Consider the following 19098-nt stretch of genomic DNA (forward strand, 5'->3'; position numbering starts at 1 on the left):
GAACCAATTATAATCAGCGGTATAAATCGACTTACGTTTAATTAGGGACTTCTACAGTCCCTTTTGTTATTTCTTAGGAAGTGTTTTGAAGAAAGTTTTAGCAATTGGCTACGTTTGGCCAGAACCGAATTCATCGGCGGCGGGTAGCCATATGATGTCACTTTTACGCCTGTTCAAGAGACAAGGTTGGTCAGTTGAATTTGCAACGCCAGCTCAAGAAACCGAGCACATGATCGATCTTTCTGAAGAGGGCATCACAAGCCAATCTATACAGTTGAATTGCGACAGCTTTGACCAATACATTGAAGAGCTGCAACCCGATGTCGTGATGTTCGACCGTTTTATGATGGAAGAGCAGTTTGGTTGGCGTGTTGAGAAAGTATGCCCGAATGCATTTAAGTTACTGGATACTGAAGATTTACAGTTCCTACGTAACGCGCGCCATGAAGCTGTTAAGAAAGAGACTGAACTGACCAAAGCGCATTTGTACAGTGACTTAGCGAAACGTGAAATTGCCGCGATTCTACGCTGTGATCTTTCGTTGATCATTTCAAGTTACGAGATGGAACTTCTTCAATCTGAGTTCAATATCGATCCAAAACTGCTTCATCATCTGCCTTTCATGGTTGATCTTAATACGCTACCTGAAAGCACGAAAAGCTTTGAAGAACGTAAGAATTTCATGACGATAGGCAATTTTAGACACGCACCTAACTGGGATGCTGTGCTGCAGTTACAGAAGATTTGGCCGAAGATTCGCAAACAGCTACCTGACACTGAACTTCATATTTATGGATCGTATCCGCCGCCAAAAGCGACCGCATTACACAACCCTAAAACCGGTTTCCATATCAAAGGTTGGGCTAAAGATGCTCAAGAAGTGATGGAAGATGCGCGTGTTTGTGTTGCTCCATTACGTTTTGGCGCTGGCATTAAAGGTAAGTTGCTTGATGCGATGAAGCTGCAAACTCCGAATGTAACCAGCGAGATCGGCAGTGAAGGCATGCTACCGCAAGGTGAACTGCAATGGCCGGGTGCGGTTGCTGATGATATCGACGAGTTTGTTGAACAAGCTGTCGGTCTATACAAAGATGAAGAGAAGTGGCTTAAGGCACAAAGCCAGTGTCATTCAATCCTTGAAGCGCACTACGAGCAGAATCAACTGGGTGACAAATTGATTGAGCGATTAACTGCGTTAGAGTCTGAACTTGAATCTCATCGACTGGATAACTTCTTTGGTTCAATGCTCAAGCACCACAGCATGGCGAGCACCAAGTACATGTCGCAGTGGATAGCTGAAAAGAACAAGATCAAATAGCTGTTCTTTGAGAGGACAGAATAAATCTTAAGCCCTTAGGTTAACACCTAGGGGCTTTTTCATGCGGGACGCTTTTTAATTCCAGATTTACAAACCGAAACATAGTGTCATTACATTAGCATTGACTAATTTATATTTATTAGTAAACTCTAATTTAAATTGAGAGTCATGAGTTAATCGACGTTATGGGAGAGGTCAGTGATGAGTTTAATACCTTGGGATGCATTTTTTGGTGGCATGCTGCTAGGCGCGTCGGCAATTGTTCTGATGTTGGGTATCGGGCGAGTTGCGGGGATCAGTGGAATCGTTAGCCGCTTATTACCGTCTAGAAAGAACAAAAGATTAGAATCAGGATCTGAATCCAGCTCGGATACCAACACAGAGAAAACCGAAAAACATTGGCGACTTGCTTTTGTTGTCGGAATGATCGCGAGCGGTTGGTTATTGATTCCAACGGGCTACCAACTTCCGCAATTAGAAGAGATCAACTTCGCAGCGGTTATCATAGCCGGACTATTGGTGGGCTTCGGTACCAAGATGGCGAACGGTTGTACTAGCGGTCATGGCATTGTGGGCATGGCGCGCTTGTCTAAACGTTCAATTGTCGCGACCTGTGTATTTATGGGTGTCGCGATGGTAACAGTGTTGGTTAAAAACCTGATTGGCTTGGGGGCATAATGAAAAACTCTTCATTTACTATCGTTATCGGCTTGCTCGCAGGTATTCTTTTCGGCTCTGGCATGATCATTTCAGGCATGGTTGATCCTAACAAGGTACTCGGATTCTTAGACATTACCGGTAACTGGGACATTAGTTTGGCATTCGTTATGGGTGGCGCGCTGTTGGTCTTCGCTCCGTTTTACCATCTGGTCATTAAAAAGCGCTCTCAAGCCGTCAATGGTGAACCTTTAGATAGCAGTAATAATCCACTAATAGATAGAAAGTTGATCTTAGGTTCAACTTCTTTTGGTTTAGGCTGGGGGATTGCAGGCTTTTGCCCAGGGCCTGCAGTAACCAGCCTTAGTGGCGGTAACCCTACGGTATGGTTGTTCGTCTTAAGTATGCTGGTGGGGATGTGGCTAGCGGGTCGAACCAATAAAGGTTGCTAGCAGTACGCCTACCATTTCTTGCATGGCTGAGAGGATTCGATCTTATCTGACCAAACAGAGAGGCTGACCCGCTTTCAGTAAAAGCCAGTCAGCCTCTTTCTATATCTACTGTTTTCTATTATTTGCACTTATCTACAATCTGCAGTTATCTATAACTTACTGTTTGATCGTTGTTGAAACTGGGCAGTGGTCGCTGAGTTTGTAGTCCAGCACATCTTGCGTTTCAAACACCTTTTGTTTCGCAGGAGAGGCATCCAAGGACTTGCTCACAACAATATGGTCAATCACCGAACGAAATTGATGCGTGCGATGGTTATTGCGGTTTGAGCGTACCTTACAATCTGCTCGAGTTTTTCTTGTTGCCAACTGAGCATCGGTATTTTGCGTCATATCTTTCCACGTCCAATCTCTTGAATAGGAGAGGTTATGGTTAAAGTCGCCCAGAATCGCGTAGTCTTCACCATTACGTTCTCTTTGCTGTATCCACTTATTCAGTTGCTTAGCTTGGTCTTTAAGTCTTGAACAGTCACGGTTCGACTTGTAAGCGCCGCTGCATCCGGCCTTTAAGTGCACTGACAACATGTGAATTGGCTTTGTATCCGTTTCTACAACCATATAGCTTGCAAACCTAAGCTTGCTGTTAGCACTCGCTTCCAGAGGAAAGTCAGCGTAGTCGGTGAGTGTGATTCCTTTACGAACCGCGAAGCCCGTATATTGGTTCACTTCTTTGAATTGTCGGTTACTGTTTTTGGGCAATGAACGATCAGACATCAAGATTTTGTATTGATCGCCAGCGATGCGTTGAATGGCATTGACGTCATCGACTTCTTGAAAAGCGACCACATCCGCATTTAAGGATTGGAAATACTGTTCGAGTTTATCGAACTCTGCTTGGTTTCGTTTGGAAGAAAACTTATTCACAGCCTCGTTGGTTGATAACCATTCGATATTCCAACTGGATATGGTCAAAGGTTCAGCAAATGTCTGGCTACTGAGTAAGCAAGCTAACATTATCCACTTTTGAAGTCGTTTCATCCCAAATATCCCTAATTTTGGTGTCCAATATAGTTGAGCCGTTATCCTACAACACTTACCAAAAATTCAACTCTTTTTAGCAGTTTTTTTATTGTTACATTGTTTCTTTTCGACTTGAGAACTCACGTAATAATATTGGATTTATCTTGTTCAGCGTGCGCGTTTTATTGATCCAAATCAATACTCAAAGTTGGTGGTTCTCGTTAAATACGCCACAATATCTAGTGTTAGTTAAACGATAAATCGCTCTATATAGTGTGTTTGTGGATAAGTCTGTGAATACCTCAAGAGTAAGGAGAAGTGGTGAAATCAATCGTAATCAAGCGTGATGGCTCAAGAGCTCCATTCAGTAGAGATCGTATCCAAGCTGCAGTGGAAGCAGCATCAGACAAAGCCGATAAGGAAATTGCTATTTATGCTCTGAATGTGGCATTAGCAGTTGAGTTGAAGCTCGAAGACTACGATGAAGTTCATATTTCTGAAATTCAGACTTTGGTTGAGAACGAGCTAATGCAGGGACCATATAAGTCTCTAGCTCGTGCCTACATCGAGTATCGTCATGACCGCGACATCGCACGTGAGAAGCAAAGCGCTTTAACTCGCGAGATCGAAGGTTTGATCGAAGAAAGCAATGTTGATCTGATCAATGAGAACGCCAACAAAGACGGTAAAGTTATCCCAACTCAGCGTGATTTGCTGGCGGGTATCGTGGCTAAACACTATGCAAAAACTCACATTTTGCCGCGTGACATCGTACAAGCTCACGAGTGTGGTGACATTCATTACCACGATCTAGACTACGCACCGTTCTTCCCAATGTTTAACTGTATGCTTATCGACTTGAAAGGCATGTTAACGCATGGCTTCAAGATGGGTAACGCGGAGATCGACACGCCTAAGTCTATTTCTACAGCAACAGCGGTAACCGCGCAGATCATCGCGCAAGTCGCGAGCCACATCTATGGCGGTACTACGATTAACCGTATCGATGAGGTTCTAGAGCCTTACGTTATGGCGAGCTACGAGAAGCATTTATCACTAGCGAAAGAGTGGGACATTCATAGCCCAGAAGCTTTTGCTATCTCTCGTACCGAGAAAGAGTGTTACGACGCGTTCCAATCTCTGGAATACGAAGTAAACACGCTACACACGGCTAACGGTCAAACACCATTCGTTACGTTTGGTTTTGGTCTAGGCGAAAGCTGGGGTTCGAAACTTATCCAGCAATCTATCTTGAAAAACCGCATTGCAGGTTTGGGTAAGAACCGCAAAACAGCGGTATTCCCTAAACTGGTGTTTGCAATCAAAGATGGTTTGAACCACCAGAAGCAAGATCCAAACTACGACATCAAGCAATTGGCGCTTGAGTGTGCGTCTAAGCGTATGTACCCAGACATTCTTAACTACGACAAAGTAGTAGAAGTGACAGGGTCATTTAAAACGCCTATGGGTTGTCGTAGCTTCTTGAATACTTACGAAGAAAATGGTGAGTTGATTCACGAAGGCCGTAACAACTTAGGTGTAGTTAGCCTCAACTTGCCACGTATCGCGATTAACGCGAAGCAAGATATGGTTAAGTTCTACGAACTGCTTGATGAAAAATTGAAGCTGGCTCGTCGTGCTCTAGAGACTCGTATCTCTCGTCTAGAAAACGTCAAAGCACGTGTTGCTCCAATCCTATATATGGAAGGTGCATGTGGTGTTCGCTTGAAAGCGGACGACTCTATTGCCGATATCTTCAAGAACGGCCGTGCTTCTGTTTCTCTCGGCTACATTGGTATCCACGAAGCAATGACTGCGCTTTACGGCACAGATGTTCACCTGTATGACGACGGCGAAATGCGTGCTAAAGCGCTTGAGTTAGTGGAGTACATGAAGCGTGAAGTGGAATCTTGGACCAAAGAAACAGGTTACGCGTTCAGCCTATACGGCACACCAAGTGAAAACCTATGCAGCCGTTTCTGCAGCATTGATACCAAAGAGTTTGGTGTGATTGATGGCGTGACAGACCGTGGTTACTACACAAACAGCTTCCACTTAGACGTGCAGAAGAAAGTGAACCCATACGACAAGATCGATTTCGAGATGCCTTATCCTGAAATCTCTAGTGGTGGTTTTATCTGTTACGGCGAATTCCCGAACATGCAGAAGAACATCGAAGCACTAGAAAATGTATGGGATTACAGCTACACACGTGTTCCTTACTACGGCACCAACACGCCGATTGATGAGTGTTACGAATGTGGTTACAACGGTGAGTTCGACTGCACAAGTAAGGGCTTTACGTGTCCTAAATGTGGCAACCACGACTCAACCAAAGTGTCGGTAACGCGCCGCGTATGTGGTTACCTTGGTAGCCCAGATGCACGACCGTTTAACTTCGGTAAACAAGAAGAAGTTAAACGTCGCGTGAAGCACCTTTGATCTAACGAAGGATCTTAGTAAGATCTGCGATCTTTAGCTAGCTCACTCACTTAGAAGAGCTACGTTTCAAGACATAAGATTGGTATCGGCGCTATGTCGATGCCAATTCTTTCGTTTCAGCTGTTACAGCACTTCACTTCAAACTATTAAGCAATAACGAGTTTTCAATACTGCCTTATGAATTATCACCAATATCACCCAATCGACGTTGTAAACGGCCCAGGAACACGCTGCACTTTGTTTGTGTCGGGTTGTGTACACCAATGTCGCGGGTGCTATAACCAGTCGACACAAAGATTGGACTCTGGGCATTTGTTTACTCAAGAGCTACAAGACCAAATTATCTCTGACCTCAATGATCCGCGAATTAAGCGTCGTGGTTTATCGCTTTCTGGTGGCGATCCTCTGCATCCTGCAAACGTGTCTGAAGTGCTTAAGCTTGTTCAGCGTGTAAAAGCAGAATGTGAAGGTAAAGATATTTGGATGTGGACGGGTTATGAGTTAGATGAGCTTGATGAAAAGCAGAAGCAAGTATTGGAATACGTTGATACCCTGATTGACGGTCGTTTCGAACAAGATAAAGCGGACCCAATGTTAGATTGGCGTGGTAGTTCAAACCAAATCATCCATCGATTTACTGACTTATAAACTTATAAACTTATAAACTTATAAGGTTTGTTATGATTCAGTATTCTCGTGAACAGAAAAAGAAACAGAAAAAAGGGCTTCATCGTTAGCGCAATGCTACAAATCAGCCCTTGGGTGTGAGTTCTTTTGAATCTATCGCCCGATACCTAAGTGTTGGTTTGGCGCCTGTTTAAATAGGAATGTGCTCAGGCTCATCAATTAGGTTGTTTATCCATTTCTTGGATTGAATCCTCTTACTGGTTAGAACGATTTTGGCTAGTTCTTCCAGCAGCACAATCATCAAAACCCATTCTAGCGGCCACCTCAACACCAGAGCAGTATAGTAGGCAAGGGGAATACCAATCGCCCATTGGCCAAACAGATCGATGAAGATGCTGTAGTTGATATCGCCACCGCTTTTCAGCACTCCGCCGATACCAACCATATTGAAGACTCTCAGTATCATGCCGAGTGCCATGACTAAGGTGACGTTTACGGCCGTGTCTTTTAGCTCTAAGTGAGTAAGCCCGATCATGTACACGATCGCGGGTTTAGCAAACCAGCACATCAAGGCTAACAGAGCCGCAAGCCCACAGCTGACCAATACATATCCCCAAGCGGTATTCTCAACACGTTGATAGTTCTTTGCGCCGATCTCGTTGACTAAAATGATCGAAGCAGCGACGGCAAAGCCCATGAACGCCGAGATCAAGATGCTTTCTACTGGTGATAACAGTGAAATGATCGCAAGCTCGCCAACACCCATCTGACCAACAATAACGTTATAAATCAGAATGCCACCCGCCCAAGCCGTGTCATGAACCAACATCGGAATTGCTATCTTGAAATACTTCTTTCTATGCTTAGGCAATATTGCATCGCGCCAATTGCTTAGTGTTGGGAATAGGTGGGCGTAGTGTTTCTTTGCCATAACAAGCAGGGCAATCGTTTGAAAGAATCGAGACACCGTAGTACCGATTGCCGCGCCAACCACACCCAGTTCTGGAAATCCAAACAAGCCAAAGATCAATAAGGCATTGAGGATCGCATTGATGATGATCGCCCAGATGCTGATCTTGGTAGGTAGTTTTGCTTCGCCGACCGATCGTAGTGCGCTTTCTAAGGGCACTACGATCGCGGTACCAAAAAGGCTGGCTCCTGTTATCCAAAGGTAATCCGTTGCCAAGCGGACGTAATCAGTGTCTGAGGCCACCACAGACACCACTGATTCAGGAGCCAATGTATAAATCAACACAAACGGGATAATGGCGACAATCGACAATGCCCACGATTGCGCTAGTGTGCGTCTAATCCCGTTGAAATTACCCGCACCAAAATATTGCGAAGCTAGCACGCTGACGGCGCCGCTAATCCCCGATACCATGATCAAGTTGAAGAAGAAAATGCGGTTGCCAACGCCCACTGCGGCGGTTGCAGAATCACCAAGCTGATTGACCATAAAAATATCGACCACGCCTAGTAATGAAAACAACATGGTTTGCAGTGAGACAGGTAAACCAATGTGTAATAGTTTTTGCCAAAACTCTTTGTCCAAATAACGATATGTCGAGAGCATCGCATTTCTCCTGTGGTTAATATGCGAGAAGTTTATCGGCATTTGTTTTGCCTGTATTGTTCCTGTTCATCACAAACTTTTGCCAAACTATCTATTTTCCAAAACTATCGAACTACTTACGTGGCGACTGAGTTGCAGGCAAACCCAATGAGCGAAAAGAGAAATGAGTGAGAAGCAAGAACGGTATGAGATTTCTGAAAACACGCATCAAGAGTTTGTCGACCAAAGCCATGTATTGGCATTCGAAGAGCTAGGTATCGTTCAGTGTGGGACGGCGTCGTGTCGTGATTTCTTTTCGGTGTATCGGAAAAACCAACAAAAACACATGTTGCTGTATACCGTGAGAGGAAAGGGTTGGTTAGAAAGTGGGGCGTGTCGCTACATTCTAGAGCCAGGGTCGTGTATTACCGTGCCTGCGGGCATTGAGAATGGATTCGGGATTGAAGAAGAAACATGGCAAATTGCATGGATCTTTCTCTCGCCCGATAAACAATGGGAAAATGTCGTCAGTGATGAAGTGAGTTATACGCTGTCTCCCGCAGCAGAAGTCGTCTCGTCGTGCATTCACACTCTATTGAGAAGCATTGCTTTACCCATGGATTTGGGTGTAGCGATTGCGATTCACAGCGTAGCCCAAATAGAGTTCATGATTAATGCACCGGTTCCACAACAGCAGTCACGAAATTTGCTTCGTTTAAGACGAGTGTTCGACAACGTACAAAAGCAGCTCCACAAGGAATGGAACGTTCATGAGCTGGCAGGCTTATTCCCGTGTTCAGAGCCGCATTTCCATCGTTTGTGCCAGCGCTATTACTCACACAGCCCGATGACCCATATTATGCGTATGAGGATGGAGTACGCAGCACGCTTGCTGAAGTCGAGTGATTGGTCGATTCAACACATCGGCGAGATAGTCGGTTACCCGAATGCGTCTAACTTTAGTACTCGATTCAAGGCTTGGTCGGGAGTGACACCGAGGCAATTCAAACAGAACACCTAATTGAAGTCGTAATAAAAGACTTAACAATAAGCCCGTTTATTTTGTGATTGGTTATTAAACGCCCGAAATTTTCACATTATCTTGGCTTAAAATGACCAATCTCTGATTACTTATGGTAACTAAGCTCTTCTATTAAAAAATGTTTCTGATTTTAGTACGAAAATGTTAACGTGAAATTCAATACTTGAATTTCAAAGGGTTGTGACTTTCATGTTTTCACATCTACCAAAACCAACTTTAGATCCAATTTTATCTCTTTCTGTCGCTTACCGCGGCGATCCTCGTACTGACAAAGTCGATTTAGGCATTGGCGTTTACAAAAACGACCAAGGCGAAACACCGATCATGAAAGCCGTTTCTATGGCTCAAGACATTGTTGTCGATACTCAGAAAACCAAAGCTTACGTTGGCCTAGCAGGCTGTGAAGAGTTTAACCAGAGTATGGTTGATCTGCTGCTTAAAGGGACTTCAGCAATGGATCGTGTTGCTGCGATTCAAACACCAGGTGCAAGTGGCGCACTTCGTATGTTGGGCGACTTGATGAAAGTCTCTCAACCAGACACCACGGTTTGGATTTCAAACCCAAGCTACGTTAACCATAAACCGGTGATGGAAGCGGCGGGCTTAAAAGTTCGATACTACAATTACTTCAGTCCTGAAACGAAGCAAGTTGATGTTGCAAGAATGATGGAAGACCTATCAACAGCGGGTCCATCAGACGTTGTACTACTTCACGGTTGCTGCCATAACCCAACGGGTGCTGATATCAACTTTGAAGCGTGGCAGGAAATCACCAAACTATCTCAGAAAAATGGTTTCTTACCGTTCGTTGATATTGCCTATCAAGGCTTTGGTGACGGCCTAGAAGAAGATGCAAAAGGTCTTCAACACATGGCTAACAACGTTGAAGAAATGCTGATTACTACGTCTTGTTCAAAAAACTTCGGTTTGTATCGTGAAAGAACGGGTGCTGCGATCGTTATCGGTAAGAACAGCGAACACGTTGGCAACGCAAGAGGCAAGCTTCTTACGCTGGCTCGTTCAACTTACACTATGCCGCCTGATCACGGTGCTGCTCTGGTTAAAACAATTCTTCAGAATCAAGAGCTAACGAAGATTTGGAAGCAAGAGTTGAGTGAAATGCAGCAACGTTTGTTAAATCTGCGCCAAAGTTTATGTGATGAATTGCGAAATACTTACAACACGTCACACTTTGACTTCATTGAAAGCCATAAAGGTATGTTTAGTGTACTAGGCTTTAAAGAAACTCAAATGAATCAATTACGTGAAGAATATGGAGTCTATGGTGTTGGTGACGGACGCATCAATATCGCAGGCCTTTCTGAATCCCATATTCCTTATGTAGCTAAAGCGATAGCTAACGTTTCGAAATAGAAGGTGACTGAATGTATAATTGGAAAGCGATTGTAGTTTTAATGCTCAGTGGTGGCCTGTTTGCTTGTTCGACGACGACTCAAGTTCCTGTCGAGCCAGAGCAAAAGCCTCAAGTAGAACAACCTGTTGTGGATGACTCTTCAAAGACTGAAGCAACTGAAGGCGAGAAAGTAACGGAACCTACAGAGAAGCCTGAAGAAGTAAAACCAACTGAGCCAGAAGTTAAACCTGAGCCAGTTGAAAAGCCACCAGCAAAACCGTTAAAAACGGATGATGGAAAACTGATTCTTGGTGAAGAAGAGTGGGTGTTTGTTCCTGGTTTGAAAGAAGCATTTAAAGCTCGTATTGATACAGGTGCAACAACATCTTCGATCAGTGCTGTAGATATCGTTGATTTTGAGCGTGACGGAAAAGACTGGGTTAAGTTTAAAATTGAGCATGACGGTATCACAACCAAAGAGATCAGTTTACCGGTAGAGCGTTGGGTTAAGATCAAGCAGTCGAGCGCGGAAGGCACACAACGACGTGCTGTTGTCGTAGCTTCAATTCAAATCGGCGATCTGAAAGACAAAACTGAGTTTACGCTAGCAGACCGAACGCATCTTTCTTTCCCTATTCTATTGGGTAGAAGCTTCTTTAGAGATGTTGCGGTAGTGGATGTAAGTCAAAAGTACGTTCAAAAGAAAATTACTAAATAACGGTTCTTCTCATAATCAAGGCTTTTAGACTTGAAGAGAGATAGCTTTAAAAGCGATCAGATTAGAACATTTTTAGTATCGATAAATTGAATCCCTGTCAGTTCAACTGGTGGGGATTTTTCTATTTACACGTTAATAACGTATGAAAAGCATCTAAATGGTCTATGTTTACCATTCGTTTACTGTTTGGCCTCGACAACGTGATCGAGATCTCTATATAATCCGCGCTTCGATTTTTGTTTAATCCATACTTTCGTACTTCTTATTTAGGTTCTTGAAATAGCCTAATAATTATCTGTCAGTACACGCTTAGGAATTAGTTCTTTGATATCTACCGCGAACATCACAATGCAATTTGGCGCAGAGCCGTTGTTTGAAAACATCTCTGCTAAATTTGGTAACGGCAACCGCTATGGTTTGATCGGCGCCAATGGTTGCGGCAAGTCAACGTTCATGAAAATCCTAAGTGGTGCATTAACGCCAAGCTCGGGCAACGTTTCTATCACTCCAGGAGAGAAACTGGGTGTGCTAAGCCAAGATCAGTTCGCTTTTGAACAATACAGCGTTATCGACGTTGTGATCATGGGGGACAGAAAACTGTGGGAAGTAAAACAAGAACGTGACCGTATTTACTCTTTGCCAGAAATGAGCGAAGACGATGGTATGAAAGTCGCTGAACTTGAAAGTGAATTCGCTGAAATGGATGGCTACACAGCAGAAAGCCGTGCAGGTGACATCCTAATTCAAGCGGGTATCGAAGAAGAGTTCCATTTCGGCCTGATGCAGCAAGTTGCTCCAGGTTGGAAACTGCGTGTGCTTCTGGCACAGGCTCTATTTGCAAACCCAGATATTCTGCTTCTTGATGAACCAACCAACAACTTGGACATTCACACGATCAACTGGCTTGCTGAAGAGCTAAACCAGCGTAAATGTACAATGATCATCATTTCGCATGATAGACACTTCCTGAACTCTGTGTGTACGCACATGGCTGATATCGACTACGGTGAGCTACGTGTTTACCCTGGTAACTACGAATACTTCCTAGAAGCTTCTGGTTTGATTCGCGAGCAACTTCTAGCAAACAACGCTAAGAAAGCGGCTGAAATTAGCGAACTTCAAGATTTCGTTAACCGTTTTGGCGCAAATGCATCTAAAGCGAAGCAAGCAAGTTCACGTGCTAAGAAAATGGACAAAATCACGCTTGATGAAGTGAAATCATCGAGCCGTATGAGCCCATCAATTGATTTTGGTGAAGGCAAGAAATTACACCGTCAAGCGCTTGAACTTAAAGAGCTTGGTCACGGCTTCGATGGCGAAACACTGTTTGCTGGTGGTAACTTGCTGCTTGAAGCGGGTACACGCCTTGCTGTTATTGGTGAGAACGGTGTGGGTAAAACCACGCTGCTACGTTGCCTAGTTCAAGAACTAGAGCAAAACGAAGGTATCGTTAAATGGTCTGAAAACGCATCGGTAGGCTACTGCCCACAAGATAGCACGACTGACTTTGACAACGACCTGAGCATCTTCGATTGGATCTCTCAATGGCGCACAGTGAAGCACGATGACCTTATGGTACGTGGCATTCTAGGTCGTCTATTGTTTACTGCTGATGACGCGAACAAGAAAGCGCGTAACTGTTCAGGTGGTGAGAAGAACCGTCTGTTATTCGGCAAGCTAATGATGCAAGACATCAACGTGCTTGTAATGGACGAACCAACGAACCACATGGACATGGAAGCAATTCAAGCGCTTAACGATGCGTTGAAGGTTTACACTGGCACACTTATCTTCGTAAGCCATGACCGTGAGTTCGTTTCTTCTTTGGCGACACACGTTATTGATGTGAAAGACAAGCAACTGGTTAGTTTCCAAGGTACTTATGAAGAGTACTTAGATCATCAGAAAAAGATGCTGATGGTTGCTCTATAGATGCAAATTGCTCGCTAAGCCTTAATGTGGCTAAAGCGAGCGATAACAGCGAATAATAAAAAGCCCCGAGCATGATTGTGCTCGGGGCTTTTTAATTAGTATCTCTGTATCACTACTTAGAAAGGGAATTTAGCTTGAAAGTCGACCCTAGCTTAGAAACAGAACTTAACTAAGGCAACTAATTCAGTTTAGCAGCCGATTCAGTTTAGAAGCCGAATCGAGCAGACATTAAGATTTGGTGGCCATAAGTACCATTGTTTCGCAGATCTACACCAACAGAAAGTTGATCGGTTGAGTGAAAACGAGCACCAAAACCAACAATTGAGTTGCTGTTATCGTTATCAATCAGTTGACCAAGGCGTGCGTTGACTTCAACATTTGCAATGATCCAGGCTTTTACGCCGATGTTTACTTCCGTTTTAATGTCGTTTTCATCGTTTCGCTCGATGTTGTGTAATAGCATCTGGCCATAGATATCGGCAAACTGCCCAATCGGACCATTAAAGCCAACACCAGCTGCAGCATCCCAGTCACTTTCGAAACCACTATCAATACGACCGATAAAATGAGCATTTTGAGTAAATAATGTTGTGAACTCACCACCAAACGTACTAGGGCTAGCCCCCATGCGTAGCTCGAATGTGTTGTAGTTAAAGTTGTTTGCAGACGCAGAGAATGAACACAGTGCAGCTAGTCCTAAAAGGACAGTCTTATTCGTGCAACCTAGCATGGTGACTCCATATAAATTGTATTTTCGGCAGTATAATACAAAAAAGCCTGCAATATGCAGGCCAATTACTTGAAGTCAGTATGTTTTGTATTTATCGCTTATAGAACTTGGATATGATCCACTTCGATTTCCGGTGTCTTGCCGCCTTCATATTCGCCGAAGATGCGTACTTTAGTATCAGCAGTTAGCGGTTGTGCTAGGCGGATATCATCATCCAATTCGATTTGAATTTCACTCTGCCCATCAGAGAAGACAAATGTATCATTCTTTAGCTGACGAACAATCTTGCCATCTACAATCGCTTCTTGCTCTGCGAACATGCTTGTGTCTGCAAGTAGTGTCGCAACAGAAACGGTTTCAATCGGCCCTGTGTAAGCGATAGCGCTCTCGTGCTTGCTATTGCTGTTGTGGTCACTAGCCATTGCGAAAGTAGGGGCAAGGATAATAGTAGATGCGATAGCTAATACAGTTTTTTTCATGGTGAATCCCTTAATGTTGTTTTTAGTAGAAACGTTTTTCTGAATTTGAAACGTTTCTTTTCGTTAGTACGTTTTATTTGTTGATGCGCTGCTTATTGTTCATAAGCTTCGTTTCGATGGAGCCATTAAACAACACCGGGGTTGAATCCAGAGTGAGTAACACATTCATTTTCCATTCATTTTATTGAGCATCTACTCGGCAATGACGTTAAGATGGAGGCAGAGAAATATTGCGTACAGCTATAAATTGAACATTAAGAAATTAAGGATTTAAGTACAGATGCGATCACCGTTAAACGCCCTTATGGTTCAAGGGACAACGTCAGATGCCGGAAAAAGTGTTTTGGTGGCAGGTTTATGCCGTGTTTTGGCAAGGAAAGGAATCAAAGTGGCACCTTTTAAGCCACAAAACATGGCGTTAAACAGTGCGGTGACAAAAGATGGCGGCGAAATTGGTCGCGCTCAAGCCGTTCAGGCGCAAGCTTGTAACATTGAACCCACTGTTCACATGAATCCGGTATTGCTAAAACCCAATTCAGATACTGGCGCACAAGTGATTCTGCAAGGCCGAGCGATCAGTAACATGGAAGCTACGGGCTATCACGATTACAAGAAAGTGGCGATGGATACCGTTATTGACTCATTTGACCGACTTTCTGACGAATACGAAAGCGTGATGATTGAAGGGGCGGGTAGCCCAGCAGAAATTAACCTCCGCGAAAATGATATTGCGAACATGGGATTTGCTGAAAAGGCGGATATCCCTGTGATCATTGTTGCTGACATTGACCGTGGTGGCGTTTTTGCACACCTCTACGGCACATTAGAGTTGTTATCTGAATCTGAACAAGCTCGCGTAAAAGGCTTTGTGATAAACCGCTTTAGAGGCGATATCGCGCTACTTCAATCTGGACTTGATTGGCTAGAAGAGAAAACCGGCAAGCCAGTGATTGGTGTATTGCCATATCTCCATGGTTTTAACCTAGAAGCGGAAGATGCCATTACCTCAGCTCAAGAGTCTGACGGAGAAGCTAAGCTTAAGGTGGTGGTGCCAGTGCTAACCCGAATCAGCAACCATACGGACTTCGACGCGTTAAGACTTAATCCTTCCATTGATTTACGTTATGTCGGTAAAGGTGAACGTGTAAACAATGCAGATTTGATTATCTTGCCGGGTACAAAATCGGTAAGAGCAGATTTGGATTACCTAAAACAACAAGGCTGGGATAAAGATATTCAGCGTCATTTACGCTTGGGCGGCAAAGTGATTGGTATTTGTGGTGGTTACCAGATGCTAGGAAATATCATCCACGATCCAGATGGCGTTGAAGGTGAGCCAGGAAGCAGCGAAGGGTTAGGATATCTCGATACTGAAACGACGCTAACACAACAGAAAACCTTAACAAACATGCGCGGCACCATGACACTTGATGGTAAAACAGCACAAGTAAAAGGGTATGAGATCCACGTAGGTAGGACTGATGTCAAAGAAATAGCATTACCGGTTCAGTTAGAATCAGGCAGCCTTGATGGCGCTGTGAATCAAGATAACTCGATTTTTGGTACTTACCTGCATGGCGTATTCGATAACAGCGATGCGTTGTCGCTTATTTGCGAATGGGCAGGAGCCAACGATGTAACAGCGATTGACCATGAACAGCTTAAAGAGCTGGGTATCAATCGAATCGCTGATGCCATCGAAGAGCATTTAAATCTTGATTTGCTTTGGCCTGAATTCAAAAGCTTATGTCTGACTTAATAGCTTCAGTCAGAGTTAAAAGCCTTAGCTTGCGTTAATAACTTTAGCCTGCGTTAAACCGTTGAGTCTGACTTAAAAGCGAGCTCAAGAACTGAAACGAACAATAGATAAGTGATCACAATGAAAAAGCGAGTCATCCTTTTAACCATCGCCTTAACTTCGGCATTGAGTTCTAGTCATCTTTTGGCTGCGGAAAAGCTACGAGTTTACGCTGCATCGTCGATGACGAATGCGGTTAACTTGTTGGTCGAAGAGTTTGAGAAAGCTCATTCTGTCGATGTTATTCCAGTCTATGCGAGCACGTCATCTTTGGTACGCCAAATCGAAAGAGGCGCGCCAGCAGACATCTTTATCTCGGCAAACGAAAAATGGATGACGCATTTAGTGGATCGTCAATTGGTTTCTAGTGACAATGTCACAAACTTGTGCGAAAACGAATTGGTGCTGATTTCCCCGAAAGAGACGCCAATATCGTTGGATCTCTCAAACGGTGACCAATGGGCTAAACTACTAACGAATGAAAGACTTGCGGTTGGCAACACCATGTCGGTTCCTGCGGGTATCTATGCGAAAGAAGCGCTAGAAACGTTAGGTGTATGGGACGATGTGAAGACTCGATTGGCACCAAGTAACAATGTTCGTATGGCATTGGCTTTGGTAGAGCGTAGTGAAGCTAAGCTTGGCATTGTCTACAAAACAGATGCGTTGCTTTCTAAAGAAGTGAACCTAGTGTCGACGTTCCCATCAAATTCACATACGTCAATACGTTACCCTGTAGCGAAATTGAGCGATAAAGTCGTCGCAGAAGAATTTTATACTTTCCTAAATAGCGAAAAAGCGAAGGACACCTTGAACAGCTTTGGATTTGAAGTGCGTTAAATGATGTATTTATCGGAATACGAATACCAAGCCTTAATGCTTAGCTTGAAAGTCGCTGGGTTTGCCATCTTGTGGCTTATTCCTATCGGCATCGGCTTAGCATGGTTGCTTGCTAAGAAACAATTTGTGGGTAAAAGCATTGTAGAAAGTATTGTCCATTTACCTTTGGTGCTTCCACCTGTGGTCATTGGTTATTTGTTACTTGTGATGATGGGCAGACAAGGCGTTATTGGCTCTTGGCTTAATGACGTGTTTGGTATCGTATTCAGTTTTAGCTGGAAGGGCGCGGCACTCGCGTGTGTTGTTGTCGCGTTGCCATTAATGGTTCGCTCTATTCGCCTGAGCCTAGAAACCGTAGACAGTAAACTGGAAGAGGCCGCAGCCACATTGGGCGCTTCACCTCTTCGTGTGTTTTTCACCATCACTTTACCTTTGATGATCCCTGGGATCATTACCGGCACCATGCTTTCATTCGCAAGAAGCCTAGGTGAGTTTGGTGCGACCATCAGTTTCGTTTCAAATATTCCCGGTGAAACTCAAACCATTCCATTGGCCATGTATACCTTTATTGAAACCCCTGGCGCAGAAATGGAAGCGGCGCGTTTGTGTGTCATTTCTATTGTAATAGCGCTTGGTTCATTAATGCTATCTGAGTGGCTCAACAAAAAGTCAGCAAAACGCTTGGGAGGAAACGCATGAGTGCTTTGATCCTCCAATACCAACAGCAGCTTGGAGAAACCTTTTTCGATATCGACTTAGAACTCCCTAGCCGCGGAATTACAGCGATTTTTGGTCGTTCTGGAGCGGGGAAAACCTCCCTTATCAATGCGATCAGTGGCCTTAAACAGCCAGACAAAGGCTTGATCAGCGTATCTGGAACCACTCTGTTTGATAGTCGCAATGGCATTAATTTGCCAACCCATAAGCGCAACGTTGGTTATGTGTTCCAAGAATCGCGATTGTTCCCGCACATGAAAGTCGCGGCGAATCTTAAGTACGGCATGAAAGGTGCCGACAAAGCGCACTTTGAGCAAATAGTTTCGCTGTTGTCTTTGGACTCATTGCTTGATCGCTATCCAGCTCGCCTGTCTGGCGGTGAGAAGCAACGTGTGGCAATTGGACGTGCTTTGTTGTCTAAACCGAGTATTTTGTTGATGGATGAGCCACTAGCCTCTCTCGACTTACCTCGTAAGCGCGAAGTGATGCCGTTTTTGGAAAACCTTTCTGAAACAGTGAATGTTCCAATTATCTACGTGACGCACAGCCTTAATGAAATCCTACGCTTGGCCAATCACCTTGTGATCATAGATCAAGGCAAAGTCATTTCGTCGGGTGTGACAGAAGAAGTGTGGGCTTCAAGAGCCATGCAGCCTTGGCAATCATTCTCAGAACAAAGTTCATTGTTTGAGGGGACGTTGGCTGAGCACAATGACGATTACGCGTTATCTCGACTGAAGCTTGGTAAATCGACATCGTTGTGGGTTCAGAAGGTGTCGAGCGACATTGGAGCCGCGGTAAGGTTACAAGTTAGAGCAAATGATGTCTCTATTACGCTAGAACAGCCGCAAGGCACTTCGATACGTAATATCCTTCCTGTGACCATTAAAAGCGTAGAGACGCACCAGCAAGGCTCAAACAAGCAGAGTGTTGCAGTAGAACTGGAGCTAGAGCCTGGTTGTTACTTGTGGGCCACTATAACCTTGTGGGCTCTGGACGAGTTGAGTTTGGAAATTGGTCAGCAAGTCTACGCTCAAATTAAAGGCGTGAGTGTCGCTCAGCGAGATATTGCCGTTACGCACTGATTCAAGCGCGACCTTTGAGGCAATGAGTGAGATAAGTTCGATCATTGTCTTTTCTATGTTTACTGCTTGTCTGCGAATTTAACGTTTGTCAGCGAGTCTAACGTTTGTCAGTGATCCTTGCTGCTTGCCAGCGAGTGTAATGCTTGTCTGCAATATGAATACTTGTCCGCGATATGAATATTGATCTTGATTCCATGAATGGATACATGCGTCATTTTTTTACGGTATAACTGCCAGTTTTGCGCCACACTGTATGAGTGTTAAGGCATATTGCTTATTTGTCGAATGTCAAAAGCGACACTGACAAGAGCTTCAGTGGCAAAAACACAAACATA

The 19098-nt window shown here is 44.2% G+C and carries 17 protein-coding genes; 13 read left to right on the forward strand and 4 right to left on the reverse strand.

Annotated elements, in window-relative coordinates; genetic code table 11:
- Nucleotides 1-85 precede the first annotated feature (85 nt).
- From AC3CH4_RS22530 to AC3CH4_RS22540, 3 genes are all read left to right on the forward strand, one after another.
- Entirely contained in the window at nucleotides 86-1318 is a 1233-nt protein-coding gene (locus AC3CH4_RS22530) for a glycosyltransferase (RefSeq protein WP_488543871.1), read from the forward strand.
- Between the two features lie 201 nt (nucleotides 1319-1519).
- Nucleotides 1520-1996 (forward strand): YeeE/YedE family protein, encoded by a 477-nt coding sequence (locus tag AC3CH4_RS22535; protein WP_428786330.1) that lies wholly within the window; start codon nucleotides 1520-1522, stop codon nucleotides 1994-1996.
- A complete protein-coding gene (locus tag AC3CH4_RS22540) occupies nucleotides 1996-2427 on the forward strand; it encodes a YeeE/YedE family protein (RefSeq protein ID WP_237288868.1) in 432 nt (143 codons plus the stop codon). Before AC3CH4_RS22535 ends, AC3CH4_RS22540 begins: the two co-directional genes overlap by 1 nt.
- A 156-nt stretch (nucleotides 2428-2583) precedes the next feature.
- Here AC3CH4_RS22540 and AC3CH4_RS22545 read toward each other — a convergent pair whose 3' ends face one another.
- Entirely contained in the window at nucleotides 2584-3462 is an 879-nt protein-coding gene (locus tag AC3CH4_RS22545) for an endonuclease/exonuclease/phosphatase family protein (RefSeq protein ID WP_428786329.1), read from the reverse strand.
- A gap of 303 nt (nucleotides 3463-3765) precedes the next feature.
- Between AC3CH4_RS22545 and nrdD the strand changes: the two genes are divergently transcribed.
- Both nrdD and nrdG read left to right on the forward strand, forming a co-directional pair.
- Nucleotides 3766-5886: an anaerobic ribonucleoside-triphosphate reductase gene (nrdD, locus tag AC3CH4_RS22550; protein ID WP_017081069.1), complete on the forward strand. Its 2121-nt coding sequence runs from the start codon at nucleotides 3766-3768 to the stop codon at nucleotides 5884-5886.
- 177 nt (nucleotides 5887-6063) lie between these two features.
- The gene (gene nrdG / locus AC3CH4_RS22555) at nucleotides 6064-6534 is read left to right on the forward strand and encodes an anaerobic ribonucleoside-triphosphate reductase-activating protein (RefSeq protein ID WP_171312804.1); all 471 of its coding nucleotides are present in this window, start codon (nucleotides 6064-6066) and stop codon (nucleotides 6532-6534) included.
- Nucleotides 6535-6703: 169 nt separating this feature from the next.
- On the opposite strand, the gene AC3CH4_RS22560 is transcribed toward nrdG, so the two are convergent.
- Nucleotides 6704-8131 (reverse strand): MATE family efflux transporter, encoded by a 1428-nt coding sequence (locus AC3CH4_RS22560; protein ID WP_428785957.1) that lies wholly within the window; start codon nucleotides 8129-8131, stop codon nucleotides 6704-6706.
- A gap of 121 nt (nucleotides 8132-8252) precedes the next feature.
- Here AC3CH4_RS22560 and AC3CH4_RS22565 point away from each other — a divergent pair, with 121 nt between their 5' ends.
- The 4 genes from AC3CH4_RS22565 (at nucleotide 8253) to AC3CH4_RS22580 (ending at nucleotide 13114) form a co-directional block, all read left to right on the forward strand.
- The gene (locus AC3CH4_RS22565) at nucleotides 8253-9089 is read left to right on the forward strand and encodes an AraC family transcriptional regulator (RefSeq protein WP_171312800.1); all 837 of its coding nucleotides are present in this window, start codon (nucleotides 8253-8255) and stop codon (nucleotides 9087-9089) included.
- A 210-nt stretch (nucleotides 9090-9299) separates the two neighbouring features.
- The gene (locus AC3CH4_RS22570) at nucleotides 9300-10484 is read left to right on the forward strand and encodes an amino acid aminotransferase (protein WP_171328638.1); all 1185 of its coding nucleotides are present in this window, start codon (nucleotides 9300-9302) and stop codon (nucleotides 10482-10484) included.
- 11 nt (nucleotides 10485-10495) lie between these two features.
- Nucleotides 10496-11182, forward strand: coding sequence for a putative ATP-dependent zinc protease (locus AC3CH4_RS22575; RefSeq protein ID WP_054546836.1), 687 nt, complete (start codon nucleotides 10496-10498; stop codon nucleotides 11180-11182).
- 324 nt (nucleotides 11183-11506) lie between these two features.
- Nucleotides 11507-13114: an ABC-F family ATPase gene (locus AC3CH4_RS22580; RefSeq protein WP_171328635.1), complete on the forward strand. Its 1608-nt coding sequence runs from the start codon at nucleotides 11507-11509 to the stop codon at nucleotides 13112-13114.
- A gap of 205 nt (nucleotides 13115-13319) precedes the next feature.
- On the opposite strand, the gene AC3CH4_RS22585 is transcribed toward AC3CH4_RS22580, so the two are convergent.
- Together AC3CH4_RS22585 and AC3CH4_RS22590 are read right to left on the reverse strand one after the other, a co-directional pair.
- A complete protein-coding gene (locus tag AC3CH4_RS22585; protein ID WP_017087055.1) occupies nucleotides 13320-13844 on the reverse strand; it encodes a hypothetical protein in 525 nt (174 codons plus the stop codon).
- A 98-nt stretch (nucleotides 13845-13942) separates the two neighbouring features.
- On the reverse strand, nucleotides 13943-14323 hold the full coding sequence (locus AC3CH4_RS22590; RefSeq protein WP_171314424.1) for a YgiW/YdeI family stress tolerance OB fold protein: 381 nt from the start codon (nucleotides 14321-14323) through the stop codon (nucleotides 13943-13945).
- Nucleotides 14324-14603: 280 nt separating this feature from the next.
- Here AC3CH4_RS22590 and AC3CH4_RS22595 point away from each other — a divergent pair, with 280 nt between their 5' ends.
- From AC3CH4_RS22595 to modC, 4 genes are all read left to right on the forward strand, one after another.
- Entirely contained in the window at nucleotides 14604-16082 is a 1479-nt protein-coding gene (locus AC3CH4_RS22595) for a cobyric acid synthase (RefSeq protein WP_372244818.1), read from the forward strand.
- Nucleotides 16083-16202: 120 nt separating this feature from the next.
- Nucleotides 16203-16961 carry a molybdate ABC transporter substrate-binding protein gene (modA, locus tag AC3CH4_RS22600; protein WP_372244817.1) on the forward strand — a complete coding sequence of 253 codons (759 nt, stop codon included), beginning with the start codon at nucleotides 16203-16205 and terminating at the stop codon, nucleotides 16959-16961.
- Entirely contained in the window at nucleotides 16962-17660 is a 699-nt protein-coding gene (gene modB / locus AC3CH4_RS22605; RefSeq protein WP_004731040.1) for a molybdate ABC transporter permease subunit, read from the forward strand. It abuts the gene before it with no gap.
- Nucleotides 17657-18763 carry a molybdenum ABC transporter ATP-binding protein ModC gene (gene modC / locus AC3CH4_RS22610; RefSeq protein WP_372244816.1) on the forward strand — a complete coding sequence of 369 codons (1107 nt, stop codon included), beginning with the start codon at nucleotides 17657-17659 and terminating at the stop codon, nucleotides 18761-18763. Before modB ends, modC begins: the two co-directional genes overlap by 4 nt.
- Nucleotides 18764-19098 lie beyond the last annotated feature (335 nt).

It is taken from the genome of Vibrio sp. QJM3NY_26 (genome assembly GCF_057786005.1).